The sequence below is a fragment of the Affinundibacterium baiyunense genome, from assembly GCF_018139645.1.
Taxonomy (GTDB): Bacteria; Pseudomonadota; Gammaproteobacteria; order Burkholderiales; family Burkholderiaceae_D; genus Undibacterium; species Undibacterium baiyunense.
On sequence record NZ_JAGSPM010000003.1, the window covers coordinates 1 to 24,465 of the forward strand.

Consider the following 24,465-nt stretch of genomic DNA (forward strand, 5'->3'; position numbering starts at 1 on the left):
GAATACATTCACTACTATAATCATGAGCGAATCAAACTAAAACTAAAAGGGCTGAGTCCTGTTCAATACAGAAATCAGCCCTCCTATGCATAACTAACAAACTGTCCAACTATTTGGGGTCACTTCAAAGTCGGGCTGTTTTATAGAAAGGCAAAACTAAGAATCGATTAGAACTTCGCGCTCAAACTGATTCTGTACATTCTTTCGCCAATAAATGACCACGCTGGATAACCCATCTTTAATGGATCTTTTACCGTTGTATTCGCTGCAGCTGCACCATATTGCACGTCATCTTCTTTCAACAGATTTGTTGCTTCAAATGCCAAACGAAGATTCTTATTGATGTTCCAGCCAAAGCTAGCGTCCAAAGTACCGTAGGCATCATGCATACGATTTCCATACCAACCTGTTTCACGTACCATGTACTTGGAGCGCCAGTTGTAAGCTAAGCGCGCAGAATAGGTCTCATTTTCCCAGTAACCAACTAAATTGGCATTGTGCTTAGAAGACAATGTGAACACATTCAACTGATCCTGATAGCTTGTTGATGGTGCTTTCGCGTCAGACAAAGTGTAGTTAGCAACGACACCAAAGCCATTGTCGAATGCATGGTTAATTTGCGCTTCAATACCATTAATTTTTCCACCGCCGGCATTGATGTACTGATTCACAGTCCAACTGTCTTTACCGCTATCAGGACTCACTACACCAATTGTTTGATTAATCTTGGTTGCAGTCGTAATAAAGTTATTGATATCTTTGTGGAAGTACATCAATGAGAACAAATTACCTTTCCCATAGTAATATTCCACGCCCAAATCAAACTGCGTTGACTTCATTGGCTTCAAGCCTGCACTACCAAAACTCACTGTCTCGTTACCAGCTACCGTGTCTTGGAACCCTGATTGCGTTGCAATAAACATGTTTTCATAATTTGGACGCGTGATGGCCTGCGATGCAGTAAAACGCAAAATGGAATTACTATTCAAATCGTATGCCACGTTCAGACTTGGCAATACATCGTTATAGCTCGCTGATTCTGTCTTTTTCGTACGACCCCAACCAGCATTTTGTGCGATATCGCCAGCAGCAACCGCGGTACCATCCAGCTTATAACCTTCTGCGGTGACATCGGAACTAATGTAACGCAAACCGAAATTTCCATGCCACTGATCTTGTTCAAAATTAAACATACCGTATAGCGCAGTATTGTCTTCGTTTAACTTACCATAACCGCCGCGCTCTTCAATCCAACCAGTCACATTTTGATTTGTATTCGCCATCATCGCTGCGATATTTGGACGTGGCGATGACCATCCCAATGAACCCATTGCCATACTACCGTCGTACAAGCTGGAAGTAGCAACCTCTTTCGCCGTTGCAGCAAAAGATGCACGATCTGTCGCCTTTCTGAAAGTGTGATCAGATTTGCGGAAACCAGTTTTGAAAGACGTAATCGCACCCCAATTGACGTTCAAACTTAAGTCAGCTTGAGCGAAATTTTCTTTATCTGCGTTCGGTCCGCGTGAGGTAGCCCAAGAACCAGCTGGACCAGTTTTTGCTGGCAAATTCGCTACTGAAACGTTTTGGCTCGATGCTGGAGAAATCACAATCTGTTTACCAGTTGCGTCAATCGCTCCTGTCCATTTAGGCAAAGTGGCACCAGCTGTCCACCAACCATAAGAATAGTTGGTTGTCATTGAAGTACCGCCGTCTGCCTTGGTGGTTCCCGCCATCGCATCTAATTTGTAGCCTTCGCCTTTATAAGTTGCATTTAAGGTGAAGCTGTCAGAAGTCATCTTACCTTGACGTGCCCAAGTTTGAAGGAAAGCATCACTCGCTTTAGCGGCAGTTGTATTACTCTTCAAACAAACGCCATCTGGGTTAAAGGCAGATTTAACGCTAGTATTGCGTTGTGTGCAGTTTGGATCATGGAAAATATAGTGACTGGTGTTGGAGTTATCTGCATCCAGTTCCAACTTCATATAATTCAAACCTAAATCCAAGCCTTGCACTGGACGTGCTTGTAGGTTGATATTGAGCGCAGAGCGTTTACGTTCTTGCACAAATGTAGTTGGCGCAACGTCAGCAGACCAACGAGAATCAGATTCTACGCCACGACGAATATAATCACCTTTCTCGTGCGCGCCTGCGATTAACACACCAAAAGTATTGGCATCATTTTTCCAACTGAACATGCCCGACAAATCAGTCGATACTTTATCGCTCACACTACCTTTTCCAGCCTTAGCACCAACGTAGGCGGTGCCAGATTTCATGTCTAAAGGCTTACGTGTTTTCACGATGACGGTGCCGCCGATACCACCTTCCGTCAAATCTGCCTGGGACGATTTGTACACATCCATACCACCAATCAATTCAGAAGGTAATAATGAATAATTGAATGAGCGATCCAGCGCCTGCTGATCATACCAACCTGTCGAAGCGACTGTTTGTCCATTCAAAGTCGTGTAAGTCATTTGTGGATCAGATCCACGCACAGATACAGAAGCACCTTGGCCAAATGCACGACCAACAGTCACGCCTGGAATACGACCCAATGATTCGCCAACATCGGTATCTGGCAATTTACCGACATCTTCAGCTGACACCGCATCGACAACAGAATTCGCATTTCGCTTAATGTTCACTGCACTTTGCAGTGCCATACGAATGCCAGTCACAGTGACTTGCTGAGATTCCTCTTTCTTAGTGTCGACTTGTTGCGCTTGTGCAGACATCGCAACAGTCATCACCAACACAGAAACGGCTGATGCAATAGGCGTCAAACCAGGTTTCAAATTACTTTTCATTTATTCCCCCAAGACTTCCATAAAAACCAAAACACATTCAATGCTTAGCAGATCTCAACATCCTATGCTGCTTCGCGCGACTTACCACTTATCAAGAAAAACCAAACCACTTTAAGAGAATAATCAAAACCAGATAAACACCACTTCTCGCGATCTTGGTTTTGAATTCCTGACCAAACAAGTTCGCCATGTTGGAGCAAATTTAGCAACTCGTTGGCCAGGTTCTCAATGAAATAACTTCAAAAAAACTCCCCCCACAGGAATATTCACCTAATTAAATCGCTTATTGATGATTTAAAGTCAGCTAAACATATCAATTTTTGAAGAAACTTCACTTTAGATTTGTCAATACCAATTGTCAAGCGGTATTCATGTGGTATTATTTTTATTTGATTGGTATTACCTACTTTTGACAAATGGTATTAGCATGCAGCACCCCACACACAACTTAAGTCATTGAATAAAAAAGATTTATTTAATTTCGACGGGAGTAATTATTGAGATGGTATGTTGACTCAATCCAACATACCAATTTAAAAAATGAAGTTATTTTTAAGCCTCTAAGAAAAAACGCGGATTCAAGTTAAATTACTTGATTGATTTTCAAAATAATTACTATTCAAGAGCGCACAAATAGGAAAGCTGGTCATGGAACTTGACCAAAATACGGCAAGCGCGCGATCATGAGTTAAGTTCTAACTGAATACACTTTGCTTGGATTTGATATCGTAGTTCGATGAAATACCAAGCAAATTATTTAGCATCGATTACTCAACACCGACGACGTAAATCACTATGCCTCAGCACTATCTTGCAAAACTCACTTCTCCTAAACGCGATGCCAAAGCAAATCTGCATCTAGGTGTGACCTTGTGCTGGATTGCAGGTGCGCTGAATGCGGGAGGCTTTTTAGCGGTTGGCGAGTACACCTCGCATATGACAGGCTTGCTTTCAACCGCTGCAGATGAACTAATCCTTGGACACAGCATGGCAGCGCTCGCAGCGCTATTTATGATGTTATCGTTTATTTGTGGCGCAGCTTGCACTGCTTTAATTGTGAATTACGCGCGGCGTAATTTTCCTCGCTTTATCTATTCGCCAGTCTTATTTTTAGAAGCTGTTTTGCTACTCATCTTCGGCATGCTGGGGCAAGGAATGTTAAAGCACGAAATGATAACCGTGTCGTTTACTGCGATTTTGTTGTGCTACATGATGGGCTTACAAAACGCCTTGATCACCAAAATTTCACACGCAGAAATTCGCACTACACACGTCACCGGATTAGTCACCGATATTGGTATCGAACTGGGAAAACTACTCTACTGGAATCGCGATCATGAACATGATCAGGATTTAAAAGTGATCGTCAACAAGCAGAAACTCAAGCTTCATTGCACACTGGTTTTGTCATTCGCAATAGGCGGTGTACTTGGTGCTGCAGGCTTCAAACATTTAGGATTTATTTCTAGCGCGCCGCTGGCACTGGCATTAATCGCACTGGCGCTTGCGCCGATGTTTAGTAACGCAAGTGCCGAATAAAAATGAGCGCATTCAAGTAATTTGAAGGCGCTCATTTTATGTCGAATCAAATCAAACTTCGTTCACCATATATTCACCAATACCACTTAGCTTCAAACATCTCTACGCAAACATTGCGAGTAGTCAAATGTAAATCAAGAGGAGTCCGCTACTACACTGCAACAAACTTGCCTATCAACGGATTCTGGTACAACGATGAAGTAGTTGGTGTAATTTTCTGTTCCTTGGTGATTTATTTTTTTGCAGCCTTTATTACCGACAACAATTCTGCCCCTGAACCAAAACCGATCGGCGCTTGTGCTGCCATCCACGCAAACACGGCATACGTCGCCGCCGCTTGATTGATGCGTGCAGGTTCGATTTTATCGAATGTGTCATCGGGCGTATGGTGTAAATCAAAATAGTCATCTGCTTTTAACGCCAACCCAAAGCTTGCTGCGCCAGCCATTCGCAAATCACCCATATCCGGCCCAGGAAAAGCATTGTTATCGCCAGCTTCTATGCCCAAAGGAGCCAGAATGGTGTGCATTTGCTTTACCAAAGGCAAGGCTTCTGCGCGCACGAAGGAAGCCATTTTGGTGACTGGACCTTGTCCTAAATCTGCCTCAGCAGCTGCTTGAATTTTTGTAATTTGCGATTGATGCGCTGCTAAATACGCTTTCCCACCAAACAGACCTTGCTCTTCATTCGCAAATAAAACGACACGAATACTGCGTTTTGGTTTGAGTCCATTACGCTTAATAAATTCTGCTGCAGCCATCGTGATCGCACATCCTGCACCATCATCAATTGCGCCGGTACCCAAATCCCAAGAATCTAAATGACCTCCAATTAAGACATACTCGTTCGGCAATTCACTACCAGTCATTTCTCCAATCACGTTGTAAGACGTGTAGGTACCTGCAGCGCTCGCACTAATTTCCAATTTTAATGAAACTGGCTTGCCGCGCTTCAGCATACGAGCTACTAAATCGGCATCTGGATTTGACATTGCCGCCGCTGGAATCTGCGGCACATCAGAGTCATAAGTCATCACACCGGTATGCGGCAAGCGATGGCTATCGGTACCAACCGAACGAATCACAATCGCCACCGCCCCTTTTCGCGCTGCTTCGGATGCGCCTTTGGAGCGGCCAGGCACCACTAAGCCGTACTCATTTGAGTTTTGCATCTTATGATTAATGAAGACAATTTTGCCGCGCACTTTTTCATTCGGCGCTGCTAGCATGTCTTTCAAGGTCGCGAATTCAACTAGTTCGGCAGTTAATCCATTCTGTGGCGTCGCCACGGTATTTCCCAGCGCCGTAATCACCAAAGCTTGCGGGAAAGGCGCTGTAATTTCAGCCTTCTCGATACCACGCTTCCAACTTGGAAAAGTCACTGGCTCTTTCCATACCTTATCAAAACCAAGCTCTTTAAACTTCGCTTCTGCCCAAGCAACTGCTAGCGCATCGCCTGGGCTTCCAGCCATCCTAGGTCCAACCTCTGTCGTCAATGATTCTAGAATTTTGTAACTTAAGTTGTCTGTGCGCGCAGCATCGCGTATCCATGCGGCGGTTTGTAATTCTTTTTCACTAAAAACCGCAGGCTTTTTATCGTCATTCGCTGGACTTGCAAAAATATTCGCAGAACTAAATAAACAACTTAGCAATAAGGCCAATCCAGCACTCTTCAATGTTCGAATCTCTTTTCTATTAAACATGTTTTTCCCTTGATCGTGATTTTTCTTGTGATATAAAACAAAACTTCAGCTGATTTTGACACCCCATAAAAACAATTAAGCAGACAAGTTCAGCTCTACAAAGTTCCTCTTGCGCTTATTTCCAATGCATCAAACACAAACAAATTTTCTTTAAAACCCGCAAAACAAAAAGCATAAACCATTGATAATTAAGGATTAAATTAAATTTCACGAGATCATCCAACTTACTTTACAGCGATCGAATATCGACTATACTTAACATCGTTGCATCAAAGAAATTTTCCTGTCCCGATTTTAGTTCAAGTCTTCTATAAGATATAATACATAGGTAGGTTAAAATAGGAATCTGGTTTTGTTCAACATCTACCGTTGTTGAAGCATCAAGCCGACCAGAATTGATAGACATAGCATTGCCGTATTTGCCCTCGGATCACATGACTGATACAGCCAAACACGCTCCCAAGCCAATAAGTGAGTTCTTTATCCAAGGTCTCACCAGTGATGGCAAACAGTTCCGTCCAAGCGATTGGGCCGAACGTCTTTGTGGTGCGATGTCGTGCTTTCGTCCTGAAGGCGGTAGAAACGCGCATTTACAATATTCGCCCTACGTTCGCCCTATACTACTAAATGGCGTTCGCTCGGTGGTGGTGAATGAAGCCCTACGTGAAATTGAGCCACTCGCTTTTCACTTTGTGATGAGTTTTGCAAAAGATAATGACTTGCAAATTATCGATGCATGTTTATTGCCTGAACCAACACCGGCCAAATCCTAAGTGATTTTCACGCGCCTCATATCTAGATGATGTGATCATGCTGGATCACTAAGTAAAAAACTTCAATCGTCTAGTACCTGATCTTATTCGCGAAGCCTACGCATCAGTAATCCAATCGCAACTGAGATTAAAAAACTCAAGCCGAAAGCAAACGCACTGGCGATCATAAAAAATGAATCGAGAGATCCAGCTTCAACATACGTCAACAATTCAAACAGCAACGTCGCACTAATTGCTGACAAGGCACTTGCCAGCAAAAATCGTCGCTGCGAACGGTGCCAAACCACTGCCGAAACGATAGCAATCAGACTTAAGTACAAGATAGACATAAGCTTCCTTATCTAAGGATTTTTAGCAGAGGTCAGGATGTGTAAGCTACAATAATTAGCTCGAACAATAATAAATCAAATCTGATTGGATTGGATCTTGACGCAAGCTAGGATACAAGAAAACGCTCAATTAAATTAGGCATCAATCCAATTGCAACTACCCACTCATAAGCACACATTTGTCACTACCCGACATCGAATCGAAAAGCTCACATGCCATCCCCAACACATGTCCAATTGATAGGCGCAATTCTGTTCGTGATCGCGATCATCCATACATTCTCCACTAAGTTTTTTGAGCGTTTAGCACATGCAAAGCCATCTCACTCTGGCCTGTGGCATCTGCTAGGTGAAGTCGAGGTGGTGTTCGGTTTTTGGGCATTTGTGTTGATGCTTGCAATCTTTGGTTTAGAAGGATCGCAAGCAGCTACCACTTATATCGACTCGCGCAATTTCACAGAACCGATGTTCGTTTTTGCCATCATGGTCATCGCTGGCACCCGGCCCATCATTCAATCAAGTATGTCAGCTGTGAAATGGCTAGCAAACCTATTGCCCTTGCCGGGAAGTTTAGGTTTGTATTTGATTGTCATGATTACGGTTCCGCTATTAGGTTCGTTCATCACAGAGCCAGCGGCAATGACTTTAGCCGCACTCATGATCGCCGAATGTTTTTTCTCACGCCCTGTATCGAATCGCTTTAAGTACGCCACCTTAGGCTTACTTTTTGTGAATGTATCCATAGGCGGAACACTCACTCCATTCGCCGCACCACCTGTCCTCATGGTGGCGGGCAAATGGGGATGGGGCATGCCATTCATGCTGACAATGATAGGATGGAAAGCGGCAGCTGCGATCAGCTTTAGCACCATCTGCATGGCAGCACTATTTCATCGTGAATTAATTCAATTGCCGCAATCCAGCCCGACCAAAGAGGTACAGAGAACACCGCTTGTCTTAAGTATCGTTCACTTTGCTTTCCTGACTGCCGTGGTCGTGTTTGCGCATCACCCAGCAATCTTCATGGGCTTATTCTTGTTTTTTCTGGGCATTACACAAGCCTACCAACAACACCAAGATCGTTTGATTTTGCGCGAAGGATTGTTAGTGGCGTTTTTTCTGGCAGGTCTAGTGGTGTTGGGGGGGCAGCAGCAATGGTGGCTACAACCTGTATTGCTTAGCATGAGTAGCGATCAAGTGTTTTATGGCGCCACCATACTCACCGCAGTAACTGACAATGCAGCACTCACTTATCTAGGTTCATTGGTAGAAGGACTATCTGATAGCTTCAAATACGCTTTGGTCACTGGTGCCGTGACTGGCGGCGGTTTAACCATCATTGCGAATGCGCCCAATCCAGCTGGTTTTGCGATTCTTCGCGGTCACTTTAAAGACGAGGCAATTCATCCATTCGGACTATTCCTAGCAGCTTTGGGACCCACTATCATTGCTGCGTTGGCGTTTCGCTTGCTCTAATTATTGCGGCTATGGTTGAATGATCTAAAGTTCTTTAAAGATTGCACTTAATGCTATGATTCCCACTTTCTTGATACATCATTTGCTTGAGGATTGCCCTCACCTACTACTATGATTCTTGGTCACTTGCATCAAACTCAAACTATTCACTCAAGTGCCAGCACGGATATTGAAAATGCTCTACAGCACCTACGCGATACCGACTACACCAAAATCGCGCCCGGAAGATATCCGATCGATGGAGAACGCATGTTCGCGATCGTGCAAGACCCAATTACGCAAAGTTGGGATCTTGGTTTCCCAGAATTTCATGCGCGTCATATTGATGTTCAGTATTTACTGTGTGGACAAGAGGCATTAGGCTTTTTGCCAGCGAACAGCAATCTCCAACCGACTGATGATTTTTTGGTGGAACGCGATATCGCATTTGTCGCACAACAAGAAAATGAAACGCGTATTGTCCTCACGGCTGGCATGTATGCTGTATTCTTTCCGGGCGAGCTACACCGTCCATGTCGTGCAGTGAATCAATCAATGCAAATCAAAAAAGTAGTGATAAAAATTTTATCCAAATAACCGAAGATTTTCATCGCGCAGTTACGGTATGCTGCGCGGGTCTTGTAGTGATCTGTTGTTCACTTGTTGTGTATTCACTCAATTTCTTATTTCTAATATCTAATTTTTTAGGAGCAAATTCTATGAAACGTTTTTTGTTAATCGCTCTTCTTGCAACTAGCTTAACTGGCTGCGGCTATAACACTCTGCAACAGCAAGATGAAGCAGTGTCAGCTGCATGGTCTGATGTTTTAAATAATTACCAACGTCGTGCAGACTTAGTGCCTAACTTGGTGAATGTGGTGCAAGGCTATGCCGATCATGAAAAAGAAGTCTTACTCGGCGTGACGGAAGCACGCTCAAAAATTGGCAGCATACAAATGACACCAGAATTGGCGAAAGATGCTGAAGCTTTGAAAAAATTTCAAGAAGCACAAGCTGGCATGAGTTCAGCGTTGTCACGCCTGATGATGATTTCTGAAAACTATCCAGCCTTGAAAGCGAACGATAATTTCCGTGATCTTTCAGCGCAACTGGAAGGTACAGAAAATCGTATTACTGTTGCACGCGATCGCTATATTAAGAGCGTACAGACTTACAACGTTACGGTACGTTCCTTCCCAAGCAATCTGACTGCAAAAATGTTCGGCATGAATGTGAAGCCGAACTTTACTGTTGAAAATGAAAAAGCAATTTCAAACGCACCAAAAGTCGATTTCGGTAAGAAATAATGTTGACGGTGAAGTCTTTCACAAATTTTTGCTTGGCCTTACTGCTTCCGATATTCCTTGTATTCGGGAGTAGTAATGCCATTGCAGAGCAAATTCCGGTTCCTAAATTATCAAAGCGCGTTACCGATTTGACGCAAACCCTGACACCTGAACAAATTGAGTTGCTTGCACAAAAATTAGCAACGCTTGAAAAAACCAAAGGTAGTCAAATTGCAGTGTTGATCATTCCTAGCACAGGTGAAGAAGGTATAGAACAATTTTCTATCCGTGTTGTTGATGAATGGAAGTTGGGGCGTAAAGGCACTGCCGATGGTGTGCTGTTTTTGGTCGCAAAAAATGACAAGCGCCTAAGAATTGAGGTCGGTCGTGGTTTAGAAGGAGCGCTAACCGATGTGACCAGCGCCCGCATCATCCGAGAATTTGTGCGCCCTGCGTTCAAACAAAATGACTTCTACGGTGGTATCAATATCGGCATCGATAAAATTAGTGCTGTGATTGCTGGCGAAGAACTGCCAACACCCGCGCCCAGTCAAGGGCAAACGGCGCATTTTCAAGACAACTTCAACATTTTTGGGTTGCATCCACTTGTCTGGTTAGGTTTATTAGTTGCCGGATTCATCTTGAGTAAAATTTTTGGTCCGTGGTTAGGACGTGGTGGTTTAGGCCTAGGTAGCGCTGGCGCTGCCTTATTTGCTGGAACGCCAATCGGAATGGCGATGCTGGCCGGCTTGCTGATGATTATCATCTACAGCTTACTCAGCAGTCGTTTATTCTGGGACATCGCTGGTGCAGTTTTACAAAGTGGTGCAATCGGTGGCTTTGGCGGCGGTGGAGGTAGTGGCAGCGATAACGATGGTTTCAGCGGCGGTGGTGGTGATTTTGGCGGCGGTGGTGCCTCGGGAGATTGGTAATGACAAACAAACGAGTATGGCAAAATTTGCGCGCGCAACTAAGCCCCAATCCCTATCGTCAGTATTTTAATGATGCTAATCGCCGACGTCTCAGCCAAGAAATTGTCAAGGCTGAACAAGGTCATCGAGGTGAAATCAGATTAGTGGTTGAATCACAACTCGCTCTATCCCTTGTACGCGCTGGTACAACGGCACGTGATCGGGCGATTCATTGGTTCTCGGATCTACACGTTTGGGATACGGAAGAAAATAGCGGCATTCTTATCTACATTTTGTTAGCCGAACGAAAGATAGAAATCGTCGCTGACCGTGGCATCAACCAATTAGTCGACCAAAACGAGTGGAATACAATCTGCGAACAACTTCAATCTGAGCTTGCAGCTGCGCATGTGATCGAGGGCTTAAGCCAAGCCTTAAGCTCATGCGCGCAATTGTTGCGTCAATATTTCCCAATCGCCTCAGATGCGGAAAACCCTGACGAACTCAGTAATGAACTGATTTTTATCCCATAAATTTTCTTCAAACTATTTTCAAGCTGGCAGAGTGATTTCGCTCTGCCAGCTTTTTTATATTAAATCGTACACAGCCACTTCATACTCTCCCCCGCCATTGTGCATATTGACCACGCTTATGCTGGTTTTCGCAATCTAATAGCGCTTGATAACGCTTGATGGCGTCACAGCATGCTAAAGTGCATTTCTGTTTTATTTCTTCTTCTGACTATGCATCAATGTCTAGCGCCCATATCGTGCTATTCAATGCTTCCCGTCTTGCTTACTCATAAAGGACATTTTCTATGAAACGCATCAAAACAATTATTGCATCAAGCCTCATGCTGCTTTACGCCACTAGCGCATTTGCTGATACACAAACGACGAAGTATTTAATCTTTGTCGAAAACGGTAAACAAGCAGGCGAACAAATTGTGCAACGAGATGATCAAGGTTTAACCAAGGTGCGATTCATCTTTAAAGATAATGGTCGTGGCCCAGAACTAAATGAAGAATTTCGACTAGGTGCGGATGGCCTACCAAAAGAATATAAGGTCACCGGAAATTCTACTTTCGGTGCCGTTGTCAACGAAAGTTACCAACGCGTTGGCGATCAAGCCGAATGGAAATCCACCTCTGAACAAGGCAAACAAAGTGTTAAGGGCTCTGCCCTTTACATTCCACTCAATAGTTCATTTGCGATAGGTTCGCTATCGATCACCGCACTCGAAAAATCAGCCGACAAACACTTAGCCTTGCTACCTTCCGGCACGCTCTCGCAAAGCAAAATTGGTGAATTGGAAGTCCGCAATGGCGACAAAAAACAAACCGTGCAATTGTTAGCGCAAACTGGCATCGGCTTGTCGCCAAGTTTTGTGTGGGCAACCACTGGTGCTGATCCACGTTTATTCGCGGTTGTCATTCCAGGCTATATGAAAATGGTCGAAGAAGGTTGGCAAGCCAACGGCGAAGCGATGGCGAACTTTCAGAAAGCCGCAGAAAGCAAAGTCCTACTTGAGCGCGCCAAGACACTGCAACACCCCCTTCCCGGCTTAACTGTGATTCGTAATGCGCGCATTTTTGATAGCGACAAAGCGCAACTCAAAGCGACATCGGATGTGTATGTATTGCGCGGACGTATCACCGCAATCTTGCCGGCAGGCTCACCTGTACGCGGTGCTGTTGCCGAGATTGACGCGCAAGGAAAAATTTTATTGCCAGGCTTATTTGATATGCATGGTCATGTCGGGCGCTGGGATGGCGGTCTCAACATTGCTGCCGGAGTCACTAGTGTGCGTGACATGGGCAATGATAATGCACAGATGCAATTGCTGTTAAACGAAATTGGCAAAGGTGATTTGTTAGGCCCACAAATTGTTCCAGCCGGATTTTTAGAGGGAGAAAGTCCCTATTCAGCGAATAATGGTTTCGTCATTAAGAATTTAGCCGAGGCGAAGAATGCGATTGATTGGTATGCACAGCATGGCTATCCACAACTCAAAATCTATAACTCATTTCCAAAAGAAATTCTAAAAGAAACCGTCGCCTACGCACACACCCGTGGCTTACGCGTTTCTGGTCATATTCCAGTTGGCTTACGTGCTTTTGAAGCTCTCGACGCTGGCTATGACGAAATTCAGCATATCAACCAAGTAATGCTGAATTTTTTAGCGACGCCAAAAACCGATACACGTACCTTAGATCGATTTATCTTGCCATCTGAAAAAACGGTGGATATCGACTTTAATTCAAAACCTGTAAAAGACTTTATAGCACGCTTAAAAGCCAAGCAAATCGCCATCGATCCAACTTTGGCGACCTTCTCATTTTTACGACAAAAGGATGGTACGATCAATCAGCCCTTCGCCGCAATCGCTGACCACATGCCACCGGATGTACGTCGTGGCTTTTCAGTTGGCACAATGAAAATCGCGGATGATGCGACCCATCAACGCTACGAAAAATCGTACGCAAAAATGATCGATTTCGTTGGTCGTTTGTACAAGGCCGGCGTACCAATTGTTGCGGGCACCGACGAACTGACCGGCTTCACGCTACATTCTGAACTCGCGCTATTAGTCAAAGCAGGCTTGAGTCCAGCGCAAGCATTACAAGTGGCAACGCGCAATGGCGCAATTTATACGCGTACACAAAACGAACGTGGCTCAATCAGTGTAGGCAAACTAGCTGACTTGGTGCTGGTCGATGGTGATCCAACCAAGAACATCGAAGATATTCGTAAGATCTCTGCTGTGATCACACGCGGCTATTTAATGTATCCACGTGAAATTCATCAAAGCATGGGCATCAAACCCTTCGTCGATCAACAGCCTACATTAAAGCAACTACAAGCTGTGTCTGCTTCGAATCCGATTGGAATGAATGAGGGTGCGATGCAGCGTTTCTTCGGCGCTGCAAAACACGATTAAAGCTGAACCCGCTGGAATTTTTTTGATACACAGATTCCAGCGGGGATCATTTAAGAGAACAAAAGCTCGAGACGAGAATTCAAAAAATCGAAAGTAGATGTTGAGAAATTTTGATAAAAAATTTTGACAAATTTCATCGATCGAGATCGACTCACAATTATCAACTCGCAAGCTCCAATTATTCGTGCGCTTAACTTATGTACATGCTTCAAACTTTAAGCTTGTACATTCACCGCCCGTCGATTAAGATGGCGCCCGATTTACATGATGCGATGCTAATACCGCTTTTCACTCCTTCGTTTTCGGAAAACCTCTATGCAATTTAGCGAAATTTTATCCAGTCTACCCAGCATTGATCATCTTCAAGCAATCGAACTTTATACCAATGATCAACTCGTGGCGCGCATTGAGAACAAACCCGGCTCTGCGGGTAGTGTGCGCGTGTATCACGCGTTATTTGCGGAGTTTGGCGCAATTGATGTCGCTGCAGCAAACAAAGGTTTGGCGATGTATGCAGAACACACTGCTGATGCGCTTGCGTTTCCAGGCAAACATCCAAACATCGACCGATTATTCGACTTAGTGAATAACAAAGATACGGCATGCAATAGCTATCGCGTACAACTGATCAGCAAATAAGCAAACAAAAAGAATCGGCGCGAATGATCGATGCAGTGAGTGTCATCACTGAGTTGCTTCCATTTTGTCCAATTTCGCAATCGCTAGTTTCAAAGCTTCAAAACAACGCTCGTCGATGGCGGTATGCAAATTCTCTGCCATGATTTCCAACGTTTTCGGAATCGGTGTAGCGCCGCGATAAGGGCGCTCAGCAGTAATCGCGTCAAAAATATCCGCTGTCGTAATGATTCTGGTTTCTAGACTAATCTCCTCAGCCTTCAAGCCTCGTGGATAACCAGTGCCATCTAGTTTTTCATGATGCGCGGCCGAGACTTTGGCTAATTCAGAAAATGCCGATATACGCGATAAAATTGTTTCCGTATAACTGGCATGCAATTTCACTTCATCCCATTCCGAGATATCCAATTTCCCTGCCTTATCCAATACGCTGTTGCTAACACCGAGTTTTCCGACATCATGCAACAAGGCACCGCGCTTCAACCACCTTCTGCGTTGTGGGCTAAGTTGCAAAGCCTCAGCAATCAAGTCGGTATATAAAGCGACTCTAGCGCTGTGACCACTGGTATAAGGGCTTTTCGAGTCCACCACTTGTCCAAACGCTGCAGCAATGTCGTCGAGATAATCTTCATCTAAAGGTACTTCGTACGAATGCGGTTCAAGCGCAAGCACCCGAAGATGAATATCATCCGCACGTAAAGCGAGCCAAAAATCCTCGCTCTCAGCAACGCGTTCAAACGCATCGACCAACAATGGATCAAACCAGACACCAGAACGTTCGCGAATCTCTTTTAATGCGGCTTCAGCACCATCCGCAATTTGAAACACATCAATCACTTGGGCAAGCAAAGCGATGCGAGAAAACATCGGTATGGTGTCGGCTTTTAATCCTTCTGGGCGCCCTTGCCCATTGAAATGCTCATCAAGGCTGTAAATTCCTTGCGCCACGTCTTCTGAAAAACGCAATAGTCGCGCAATCTCTGCACCACGTTGACATCGCGTGGCGATCAACTCCTGTGCAATATTACGACCATCACGCAAGATTGTTAACACGCTACGAAAACGCTCAGCCAAGCCCGCTTTTAAACCCGTATGTTTGAGAACAAAATGTAAAACCTGCGGTAAGCTGTCGCCGACGGTTTTGAAATCGCGCTTAAATTGCAAATCATCGGTCAAATACAACTCGCAAATGCGCGCTGCATTGCTGCTACAACCGAGATCCTTCAAGAGTAAGGTGTAATACAAATTCCACAGCTGATCTTCTGGCAAATGCATCTCGCGACCGATATGCATGCCAATCCAACAGCAACGTATGCAGTGCCCTTCGGGTTGCCCCTCAGTGATATCGAGCGCATGACTTAGAGCGCTGATCAATTCAGATAACTTTAACCCAGGCACGGTCGGTGTAGCGACACTGTCCTGATTCATTATGATTTGCGACATGTGGTATCCCCTTGCGCGATCATTGACTCGATTATCGAATCTAGCAAAGCAAAGAATACATCAAAGTATAAAATTTTGCCGAGAAGAAACCCTAACCGTCTGCAAGTTCTTCTGCACTATCCTCGGCAAAATTATCAACAAGATAGAACAAGTAAATTTGCTAAATTTACTTCTATTTACCAATCGCAAACAAAATTGCATTGTTGATCGCGTACACTTTTCCATCAGCACCCACAGCGGTCGGGGTGTAAGACTCACCTAGTCCGCTCGTCAAGCGTATCTTTTCGCTCAAAGCATTGGTACTTAGATCCCAACGATACAGATAACCATCCTCGCTATTAACAATCACTGATTTGGTAAATGGATCGACAGCGGCGGTATTAATGCACCATTCAATAAAGCCACCTGGTACATTTGGATCTGGTGTAGGGGCTAGCATGGTGATCACTTCTTTCATGACTTTAACGTTAGCAAACTCATCATCCTGCGAAGTATGCGGATCAATAATTGCTATTTCATTCATCCCATTTCCAGAACCTGCGCGTTCGTAATTGTTATATTTCACCATCAACAAATAAGACGAACTTCCTTTGTAACTGGGAACCAAATTTGCCGGCACAATGGATGGCGTATCATCCCAACCAAAAGAACCAGGCAATTTCGTTTGCGACAAATCGGCATTGAAGTGCAACAGCCAACCACGTGCATTGTGTGAACCATACGTCTTTTCTAAGACACCAATATAAACATCGCCATCGGGTCCCACCAGCGGCGATGCTGTACTGTCGTCAGAGATATTGGCAGCCCCATTCTCATTGGGGTCAATTAACTGTACTTTTGACTTTAATGCCAAGCTCGATGCGTCAAGCGCTAACAAATAGCCTGTTTGACGCACCCCGGTAGCAATATTATCGTTAGCTACAACATACAAAGTTTTTTGGTCTTTTGATACTGCAAATGCACTATTGGTTGCTGGTTTCGCTACTCCAGTTCCGGGAGCTAATTGAGCGACACTGACCCAGCTAGCCTTGCCATCTGCAGCAATCCGCGCAACCCCACTGCTTAAGCCAGCCGGATTACCCGCCGTCGCAATAAAGCCAAAATAAACATTGTTTTGCGCATCGATGGTGATGGGGGTGTTAATCATTACCGCTTTATCCATCGCGGCTTTATTGGCGTTATAAACTGCCTCGCCATAAAACACTGCCACCTTCAAGGTACCGCTAATCGCATCAGCATCCTCACGGTAAAACACTTTGCCACCAGCACCCGGTGCATACACACGATTATTTGCCGCCAGACTAAGGTTGTACGCTGGCGTCCAACGATGCGGAGGCATAATGTAATCCGTATTTTCTGACCACAGTACTTTGCCATCATTTCCATTACGCGCCTCGAAGCGATACATTAAATCTGCCTCTGACTTCACGGGCAAGATCACGGTGTTTTTTGCAGTGATGACGGGTGATCCATAGTGGACCAGCAAATAGCCTTGTGTCGAATACTTGGGAGCAAGGTCAACCGGTGTCTGCCACACAATACGTGAAAAAGCTTGCGTCGCCACCGCAGACAAACCGTCGTGTTGCGCATTGCCGCCATGACTTAACCATGGCGGACCAACTGGATTAGGATTGGTCGTACCGGTTCCATTACCATTGCCGGGCACCGAAGTTACCGCATTACCGCCACCAGAGCCTCCACATGCCGCAACTATTGATGCGACCGCAAGCGTTGAAGCGAGGGTTAAGCCGACCCTTTGTTTAGACCGATACCACGCATTTTTTACAGGTGCTATTTTAGATCTTGTCATTTTCTGTCTCGTCTTTTATTCGTGTGAACCCACTTATTAACGCGTTCTTTCTGGGGTTAATTTGGGCATTAATTTACACTTCACCCGCACAACTTTGGATGATGGCGATAAAAATTTTACCGCTTTGCATATTAAGATTAATAAGATTGGCGCAGTTTGTGAAAAAACTCAAGTAAGATTTCACCAATTAGCCATCTCAACATCTCACCAACATTGAACTTATTAAATAAGTATTCAACGCAAACAAACATCAATTTTTTGTAGCGGCTTTTTACATTGATCACCTATATGCATATTTGTTCCAAAATTACGCTACTTTTGATTTCATTGTGTTACTTGAGTGCGTGCGAGAAACCGAAGGACTCTCACCTCGATACAAAATCAGATTTGGCCTTACTCAGTGAGCCAACAGTAAATCAGCGACTTGCAGTAGAAAGCAGCAAACCGATTCTATTTGTTACACAAGTGCCGGTCGATCACGACAACAATACCCGACTCTCGGCATTTGCCAATCATCGCACCAGTGTTCAAGATGTGCCGCGTGGTGGTGATTTGATGTTGCTTTATCCTGACGGTAGCTTGCGTAATCTCACCGCCGAAGCTGGATATGGTATGTCAGGTTTGCAATTGGATAGAGCAATCGCGGTGAGAGAACCATCGGTACATCCGGCTGGCAAAAAGGCGATATTTAGTATGCTTGTGGGATCTCCACCACGATCGAAAGCGCTACAAACCAAGGCAAGCTCAGGTTTCCGCTGGCAGCTTTATGAGATAAGTGGATTAGAAAAAAATCAAAAAGCGGTGATCCAAAAAGTAAAAAATCAAGATGCGCGATTCAATAATGTATCGCCGATTTATGCAGATGATGAAGAAATCATTTTTACATCAGATAGACCACGTACAGGTGATATACATTTATACCCACAGTTGGATGAATACGAAGCGACGCCTAGCATTTCTGGACTATGGAAACTTAATCCTAGCAGCGGTAAATTACGCTTATTAAGTCATACACCCAGCGGAGCATTTACACCGATTATCGACCATGCTGGGCGAGTTATATTCACACGCTGGGATCATTTACAGCAAGATCAATTGGCCGATCGAGATCGGGACGCTAGCCGTAACGGTGTTGCACTGCCATTCAAGTCATTTAATTATGCCGACGAAACAGCACAAGCAAAACAACTTGAAAGTCGAGAAGAAATATTTCCAGAATCACGAGTTGGCAGCGAAAGCCCTTATGGTACGGTTCATGCATTTCGCAGCAATTTCTTTAGCATTTGGCAGATTGATCAAGACGGCGGAAATGAAGAAACCATTAACCACGCTGGATTACATGAACTCTCTTTTGGCTATCTCACACCAAGCTTCATGCATGATAAAAATTTGAGCAAACGCACACGTGAAGAATTACATCGCAATCGTCTCGCACTAAGGCGTGAAGGCGGTATTTTTCACCTACGTGAAGACCCACTTGAACCTGGCGTATTGATTGGAATTAACGCACGCGAATCAGCATCATTTACCACCGATAGCATCATCAAAGTCAATGCCAGACCAGACATTAATCCAGAGCAAATGCAAATCCTTGCCGTAACTCGTTTCGACAAATCGGATAACTTAAAAGATGGACGTTATCGAAATCCACTCCCCCTCTCCGATGGCAAGCTAATCGCAAGTCATACAAGCAATCAATTGCCACCAGAACCAGAAACAAGCTTAAGAGACTTGCGCCTAAAATATTTAGAGATAGATACCACTTCTAGACACTACACGGCGGCAACGCCCCTAACTAAGGGCATACACAAATCACTAAGCTGGTGGGATGGCGAACAGTTACGTCATTATCAAGGAGATCTGTGGGAACTCGATCCAGTTGAATTAAAGCCACGCAGGAAAGTGCCAACACAATTGCCAAAGCTAGAGGCACCAGAAAAAAGTATTCTAGATGCGGAGAAAATTGATGAGACCGAATTGCGGCGTTGGCTTGAACGAAATCAACTGGCACTCATTATCACGCGCAATCAAACCAGCCGAGATCGTGCAGACTTGCAACAGCCGTACAATCTACAAGTTCCGGGTGGCATTAAAACACTGTCGGCAATAAATCCCGACGGCAAACTTTATTCGATCCAGCATTTCCAAATTCTTCAAGCAGAGCAAGTACGTGCTTACGCTGATCGAGCGGGACGCAGGCATCTTGCACAAACGATTAGAGACTTTCATCCGCTTAATCTCAGCACAAACTCAGAAAATTCAACGCGATCCCAACCTAAAAGCAGTGTCATCATTGCCAAAGATGGTTCCACAGCAGCCTTAGTGCCAGCAGAACGTGCACTAACTTGGCAAACAACTGACCAGCAAGGTCAGGCGATCGTCAGAGAGCGAAATTGGATCACTTTCAAAGCTGGAGAGATTCGGGTCTGTGCTTCTTGTCATGGGGTTAATCATCGTGATCAAGCAAACTTCCCCGCTCCGATCAATCAACCAGAGGCTTTACGGGAACTGATAAGACGCTGGAAATTAGCAAGGTAAATCACCATGAATCATCAATCATGCAAAGCACCCAAATAAATTGAAGTTTATCGAGACTTGACTAAATTTAGTGAATTTTAAGATCAACTTACAAGGTTTTAACACAAAAAATTACGCTACAAAACCGCATTACTTGACTTACCTGATACAAAGTCGAATCCAAATGAGGAATTTGCATCCTGCTGCATCGCAAAAACGGACAAATACAAGCTTGTTCAGAGCTAAATGCCTTTATAATCAAAGGTTTTTGTTAAGCCATTTTTTTGCCACGCAGAATCGCGGCACAAGATTGGCTTAAACATGCAATTTAACTAAGAATTCAGACCTATGAAGGTTTTCCGTGGACTTCCCAATGCTGCTTCACGCGCCCCCTGCGCTTTGGCGATTGGCAACTTTGATGGCGTACATCTTGGGCACCAGGCTTTGTTGTCCGACTTGCGCGCAGCCGCGACACGTCTGAACGTCGATGCCGCGGTAATGAGTTTTGAACCACACCCGCGCGCTTTCTTTGCACAATTGCAAGGCGACTTATCCAAAGCACCAAGTCGGATTGCGAATTTGCGTGATAATTTGTCGGCACTCGATCAAGCTGGTGTGGACCGCGTGATTGTTGAACACTTCAATGCACATTTTGCTGCACTCAGCCCAGAAGAATTCATCCAAAAGATTTTGGTCGATGGGCTGCACGTCAAGCTAGTCATGGTCGGCGACGACTTCCGCTTTGGTGCGAAACGGGCTGGTGATATCCATACATTAAAGGAAGCAGGCGAGCGTTATGGTTTTGTTGTGCAAACCATGAATACTGTCGAGCGTAATGGCGAGAGGATTTCTTCGTCTGCAGTACGTGCTGCTTTAGCTTCAGGCGATTTTGACGAAGCCAAACATTTACTTGGTCGCCCGTATCAAATTTCTGGTCACGTTGTGCACGGTCAAAAACTCGGTCGCACTTTGGGTTTTCCGACTTTGAACTTGCGCATCGCGCATCATAAACCGGCCGTGATGGGCATTTTTGTGGTGCAAGTGCATGGCTTAAGTGAACAGCCTTTGCCTGCGGTCGCCAGCATGGGTGTACGTCCGACGGTCGATGATAGTGGTCGGGTATTACTCGAAACCCACATTCTCGATCAACATGTCGACGCTTATGGCAAGATCATCCACGTCGAGTTTTTACAAAAGCTGCGCGACGAAGAAAAATATGTCGACTTACCGACCTTAACGGCCGCGATCAACCGCGACGCCGATCAAGCGCGTAGCTATTTCAAGCAACGCAACGGCTCCGCCACAGACCGAATTTGAAGGACGCCTTGCGTCCTCTCCCATTCAACATTTTTATACCGATTTTAGATTTCAAATTGAAGCGAAACGACTATGTCTAACGATAAGCAAGCAAAAAAAGAATCCGCAAAACCAGCTAAAGATCAGGCAAATAAGTACCCTGTCAACATGACGGAAACGCCATTTCCTATGCGCGGCGATCTCGCTAAGCGTGAACCACAATGGGTAAAAAACTGGCAAGAAAAGAAAATTTACGAACGCGTACGCAAAGCGGCCAAAGGTCGTCCAAAATTCATTTTGCACGATGGTCCTCCGTATGCGAATGGTGACATCCACATCGGTCATGCCGTTAACAAAATCTTGAAAGACATGATCATCAAAGCGCGCACCTTGGGTGGCTTTGATGCGCCTTACGTACCAGGCTGGGATTGCCACGGTATGCCGATCGAAATCCAAATCGAAAAACTGCATGGTAAAAACCTACCTGTCGCCGAAGTGCAAGCCAAGGCACGTGCGTATGCAGAAGAACAAATCGAACGTCAAAAAGCTGACTTCATCCGTTTGGGTGTGTTGGGCGAATGGGATAATCCATACAAGACCATGGCTTTCGGTAACGAAGCGGACGAAATCCGTGCGCTCGGCCAATTATTCGACAAAGGCTATGTGTATCGTGGTTTGAAACCAGTGAACTGGTGTTTTGATTGCGGCTCTGCTTTGGCCGAAGCCGAAGTCGAATACGAAAACAAACGCGATCCATCCATCGACGTTGGTTTTCCGTTTGTGGGCGGCGAAGAAAACGCCAAAATTGCCAAAGCTTTCGGCTTAGACAAACTACCACTCGACAAAGGTTATTGCGTGATCTGGACCACGACACCGTGGACCATCCCATCTAACCAAGCCTTGAACATGCATCCAGAAATCACTTACGCCTTGGTGAAAACCGAGCGTGATGGTGAACCCTGCTTGATCTTGATGGCGAAAGATTTGGTTGAAGCCGCTTTCACGAATTGGAATTTGCAGCCAGAAATCATCGCAACCTGCTTGGGTGAAGCTTTATCACTGGTGCAATTCAAACATCCTTTAGCATCCACGCATGAAGGCTATGATCGTACGTCTCCGGTGTACTTGGGCGATTACGTTAGCACCGAAACCGGTACTGGCGTCGTTCACTCGGCACCGTCTTACGGTATCGAAGACTTTTTGTCTTGCAAAGCGCATGGCATGAAAGATGACGCCATGCTCAACCCAGTCATGGGTGATGGCCGCTATGCGTCTTGGTTGCCGTTCTTCGCAGGCATGACGATCTGGGAAGCATCCAAGCCGATCTGCGATAAATTGCGTGAAGCAGGTACTTTGTTCTCACTCAAAATGTTTGACCACAGCTACATGCACTGCTGGCGCCATAAAACGCCGATCATCTATCGTGCTACCTCACAATGGTTTGCGAGTATGGATAACGCGCCTAAAGCAGGCGGTGCTAGTTTGCGCGAAACTGCCTTGGCAGCGATCGAGCAAACCGCCTTCTACCCATCTTGGGGTAAAGCCCGTTTGCACGGCATGATTGCGAATCGCCCTGACTGGACTTTGTCGCGCCAACGTCAATGGGGCGTGCCTATGGCTTTCCTCTTGCACAAAGAAACTGGACAAATCCATCCACGTACACCAGAGCTCTTAGAAGTGATTGCGAAGCGTGTCGAAAAAGAAGGTATCGAAGCCTGGCAAAACATCACGGTTGAAGAATTGATCGGTGATGAAGCACCAATGTATGAAAAAAATCGCGACACCTTAGACGTGTGGTTCGATTCCGGTGCAACGCATTTCACGGTCTTGCGCGGTTCACACAAAGAACAATCCGCCTACCCTGCTGATCTCTACCTCGAAGGTTCCGATCAACATCGCGGTTGGTTCCACTCTTCTTTGTTGACCGCATCGATGCTCGACGGCCACGCGCCCTACAAAGCGTTGCTCACGCACGGTTTCGTAGTCGATGGCGAAGGCAAAAAAATGTCTAAGTCCAAAGGCAATGTAATCGCACCACAAAAAGTGTTCGACACTTTGGGTGCTGACATCTTGCGTTTGTGGGTAGCTTCGACTGACTACTCCGGCGAACTCTCGATCTCCGATGAAATCTTGAAACGCGTAACTGAAGCCTATCGTCGTATCCGTAACACCTTGCGTTTCTTATTGGCGAACACTTCAGACTTCGACTTCAGCAAAGACGCTGTGGCCACTAGTGATTTGCTCGAGATCGATCAATACGCGATCGCCCATACTGCCGCATTGCAGAAAGAAATTTTGGCGCACTACGACGCCTTCGAATTCCACCCTGTGATCAGCAAATTGCAATCCTTCTGCTCTGAAGATTTGGGTGGTTTCTACCTAGACATTTTGAAAGATCGTTTGTACACCAGCGGCACAACTTCTTTCGCACGTCGTTCAGCACAAACTGCCATCTGGCACATCACACAAAGCTTGTTGCGTTTAATGGCACCAACCTTGTCGTTCACTGCAGAAGAAGCATGGCAAAGTTTTGCGAGCGCAGAAGCGTTCAAAGGCAGCGACGAAACTATCTTCACACAAACTTACTACGAGCTGCCAGCCATCGCCAACAGCGAAGCCTTGGAAGCGAAATACGCAAGTTTGCGTGCCGTGCGTGCTGATGTGACTAAGCAGTTAGAAGAAGTGCGCGTCTCTGGCGCGATTGGCTCTTCGTTGCAGGCAGAAGTCTTGATCAAAGCGAGTGGCGATAAATTCAATGTCTTGAGTAGCCTTGAAGATGATTTGAAATTTACACTGATCACTTCCGCTGCTAGCGTAGAACAAGTGGCAAGTGAAGCTGAAGAAACGGTAGTAGTCAACGCATCCAAGTACCAAAAATGCGAGCGCTGCTGGCACTATCGTGCAGATGTGGGTGTCAATGCTGAACATCCAACTTTGTGCGGCCGTTGCAATAGCAATTTGTTTGGTGCGGGTGAAAATCGTAAGTTTGCTTAAAACGATGTCAATCCCGCGCA

Annotated in this window: 18 protein-coding genes; 13 read left to right on the top strand and 5 right to left on the bottom strand. The window is 45.3% G+C overall.

Annotated elements, in window-relative coordinates; translation table 11 throughout:
- Positions 1-93: IS3 family transposase (locus KDM92_RS05620; RefSeq protein WP_212683771.1), on the top strand; the 93-nt coding region annotated here is incomplete at its 5' end.
- A 74-nt stretch (positions 94-167) separates the two neighbouring features.
- Here the strand turns inward: KDM92_RS05620 and KDM92_RS05625 are convergent.
- Positions 168-2,813 carry a TonB-dependent receptor gene (locus KDM92_RS05625; RefSeq protein WP_212683430.1) on the bottom strand — a complete coding sequence of 882 codons (2,646 nt, stop codon included), beginning with the start codon at positions 2,811-2,813 and terminating at the stop codon, positions 168-170.
- A gap of 795 nt (positions 2,814-3,608) precedes the next feature.
- On the opposite strand from KDM92_RS05625, the gene KDM92_RS05630 reads away from it, so the two are divergent.
- The gene (locus tag KDM92_RS05630) at positions 3,609-4,352 is read left to right on the top strand and encodes a YoaK family protein (protein WP_212683431.1); all 744 of its coding nucleotides are present in this window, start codon (positions 3,609-3,611) and stop codon (positions 4,350-4,352) included.
- Between the two features lie 232 nt (positions 4,353-4,584).
- On the opposite strand, the gene KDM92_RS05635 is transcribed toward KDM92_RS05630, so the two are convergent.
- The gene (locus KDM92_RS05635; RefSeq protein WP_212683432.1) at positions 4,585-6,054 is read right to left on the bottom strand and encodes a M20/M25/M40 family metallo-hydrolase; all 1,470 of its coding nucleotides are present in this window, start codon (positions 6,052-6,054) and stop codon (positions 4,585-4,587) included.
- Between the two features lie 434 nt (positions 6,055-6,488).
- On the opposite strand from KDM92_RS05635, the gene KDM92_RS05640 reads away from it, so the two are divergent.
- Complete coding sequence (locus tag KDM92_RS05640) at positions 6,489-6,827, top strand: DUF3579 domain-containing protein (RefSeq protein WP_212683433.1); 339 nt, start codon at positions 6,489-6,491, stop codon at positions 6,825-6,827.
- A gap of 83 nt (positions 6,828-6,910) precedes the next feature.
- Here the strand turns inward: KDM92_RS05640 and KDM92_RS05645 are convergent, their stop codons facing one another.
- The gene (locus KDM92_RS05645) at positions 6,911-7,156 is read right to left on the bottom strand and encodes a hypothetical protein (RefSeq protein WP_212683434.1); all 246 of its coding nucleotides are present in this window, start codon (positions 7,154-7,156) and stop codon (positions 6,911-6,913) included.
- A 213-nt stretch (positions 7,157-7,369) separates the two neighbouring features.
- Between KDM92_RS05645 and KDM92_RS05650 the strand changes: the two genes are divergently transcribed.
- The 7 genes from KDM92_RS05650 to KDM92_RS05680 all read left to right on the top strand — a co-directional run bounded on the left by KDM92_RS05650 (position 7,370) and on the right by KDM92_RS05680 (position 14,388).
- A complete protein-coding gene (locus tag KDM92_RS05650; protein WP_212683435.1) occupies positions 7,370-8,632 on the top strand; it encodes a putative Na+/H+ antiporter in 1,263 nt (420 codons plus the stop codon).
- A gap of 111 nt (positions 8,633-8,743) precedes the next feature.
- On the top strand, positions 8,744-9,208 hold the full coding sequence (locus tag KDM92_RS05655) for a NanQ anomerase/TabA/YiaL family protein (RefSeq protein WP_212683436.1): 465 nt from the start codon (positions 8,744-8,746) through the stop codon (positions 9,206-9,208).
- A gap of 122 nt (positions 9,209-9,330) precedes the next feature.
- Positions 9,331-9,918 (top strand): LemA family protein, encoded by a 588-nt coding sequence (locus KDM92_RS05660; protein ID WP_189346943.1) that lies wholly within the window; start codon positions 9,331-9,333, stop codon positions 9,916-9,918.
- Positions 9,919-9,926: 8 nt separating this feature from the next.
- Positions 9,927-10,829 carry a TPM domain-containing protein gene (locus KDM92_RS05665; RefSeq protein ID WP_329603131.1) on the top strand — a complete coding sequence of 301 codons (903 nt, stop codon included), beginning with the start codon at positions 9,927-9,929 and terminating at the stop codon, positions 10,827-10,829.
- Positions 10,829-11,341: a TPM domain-containing protein gene (locus tag KDM92_RS05670; protein WP_212683438.1), complete on the top strand. Its 513-nt coding sequence runs from the start codon at positions 10,829-10,831 to the stop codon at positions 11,339-11,341. The genes KDM92_RS05665 and KDM92_RS05670 overlap by 1 nt, the downstream gene beginning before the upstream one ends.
- Before the next feature lie 284 nt (positions 11,342-11,625).
- Positions 11,626-13,749 (top strand): amidohydrolase family protein, encoded by a 2,124-nt coding sequence (locus KDM92_RS05675; protein ID WP_212683439.1) that lies wholly within the window; start codon positions 11,626-11,628, stop codon positions 13,747-13,749.
- Between the two features lie 315 nt (positions 13,750-14,064).
- On the top strand, positions 14,065-14,388 hold the full coding sequence (locus KDM92_RS05680; protein WP_212683440.1) for a DUF2322 family protein: 324 nt from the start codon (positions 14,065-14,067) through the stop codon (positions 14,386-14,388).
- A 45-nt stretch (positions 14,389-14,433) separates the two neighbouring features.
- Here the strand turns inward: KDM92_RS05680 and KDM92_RS05685 are convergent, their stop codons facing one another.
- Together KDM92_RS05685 and KDM92_RS05690 are read right to left on the bottom strand one after the other, a co-directional pair.
- Positions 14,434-15,828 carry an HD-GYP domain-containing protein gene (locus KDM92_RS05685; RefSeq protein ID WP_230408200.1) on the bottom strand — a complete coding sequence of 465 codons (1,395 nt, stop codon included), beginning with the start codon at positions 15,826-15,828 and terminating at the stop codon, positions 14,434-14,436.
- Positions 15,829-16,000: 172 nt separating this feature from the next.
- Positions 16,001-17,638, bottom strand: a complete 1,638-nt coding sequence (locus KDM92_RS05690) for a hypothetical protein (RefSeq protein ID WP_212683441.1) — start codon at positions 17,636-17,638, stop codon at positions 16,001-16,003.
- 387 nt (positions 17,639-18,025) lie between these two features.
- On the opposite strand from KDM92_RS05690, the gene KDM92_RS05695 reads away from it, so the two are divergent.
- From KDM92_RS05695 to ileS, 3 genes are all read left to right on the top strand, one after another.
- Positions 18,026-20,176 carry an HzsA-related protein gene (locus KDM92_RS05695; protein ID WP_212683442.1) on the top strand — a complete coding sequence of 717 codons (2,151 nt, stop codon included), beginning with the start codon at positions 18,026-18,028 and terminating at the stop codon, positions 20,174-20,176.
- Between the two features lie 327 nt (positions 20,177-20,503).
- A complete protein-coding gene (locus KDM92_RS05700; RefSeq protein WP_212683443.1) occupies positions 20,504-21,472 on the top strand; it encodes a bifunctional riboflavin kinase/FAD synthetase in 969 nt (322 codons plus the stop codon).
- Positions 21,473-21,544: 72 nt separating this feature from the next.
- A complete protein-coding gene (gene ileS / locus KDM92_RS05705) occupies positions 21,545-24,445 on the top strand; it encodes an isoleucine--tRNA ligase (protein WP_212683444.1) in 2,901 nt (966 codons plus the stop codon).
- The last annotated feature ends 20 nt before the right edge of the window (positions 24,446-24,465 follow it).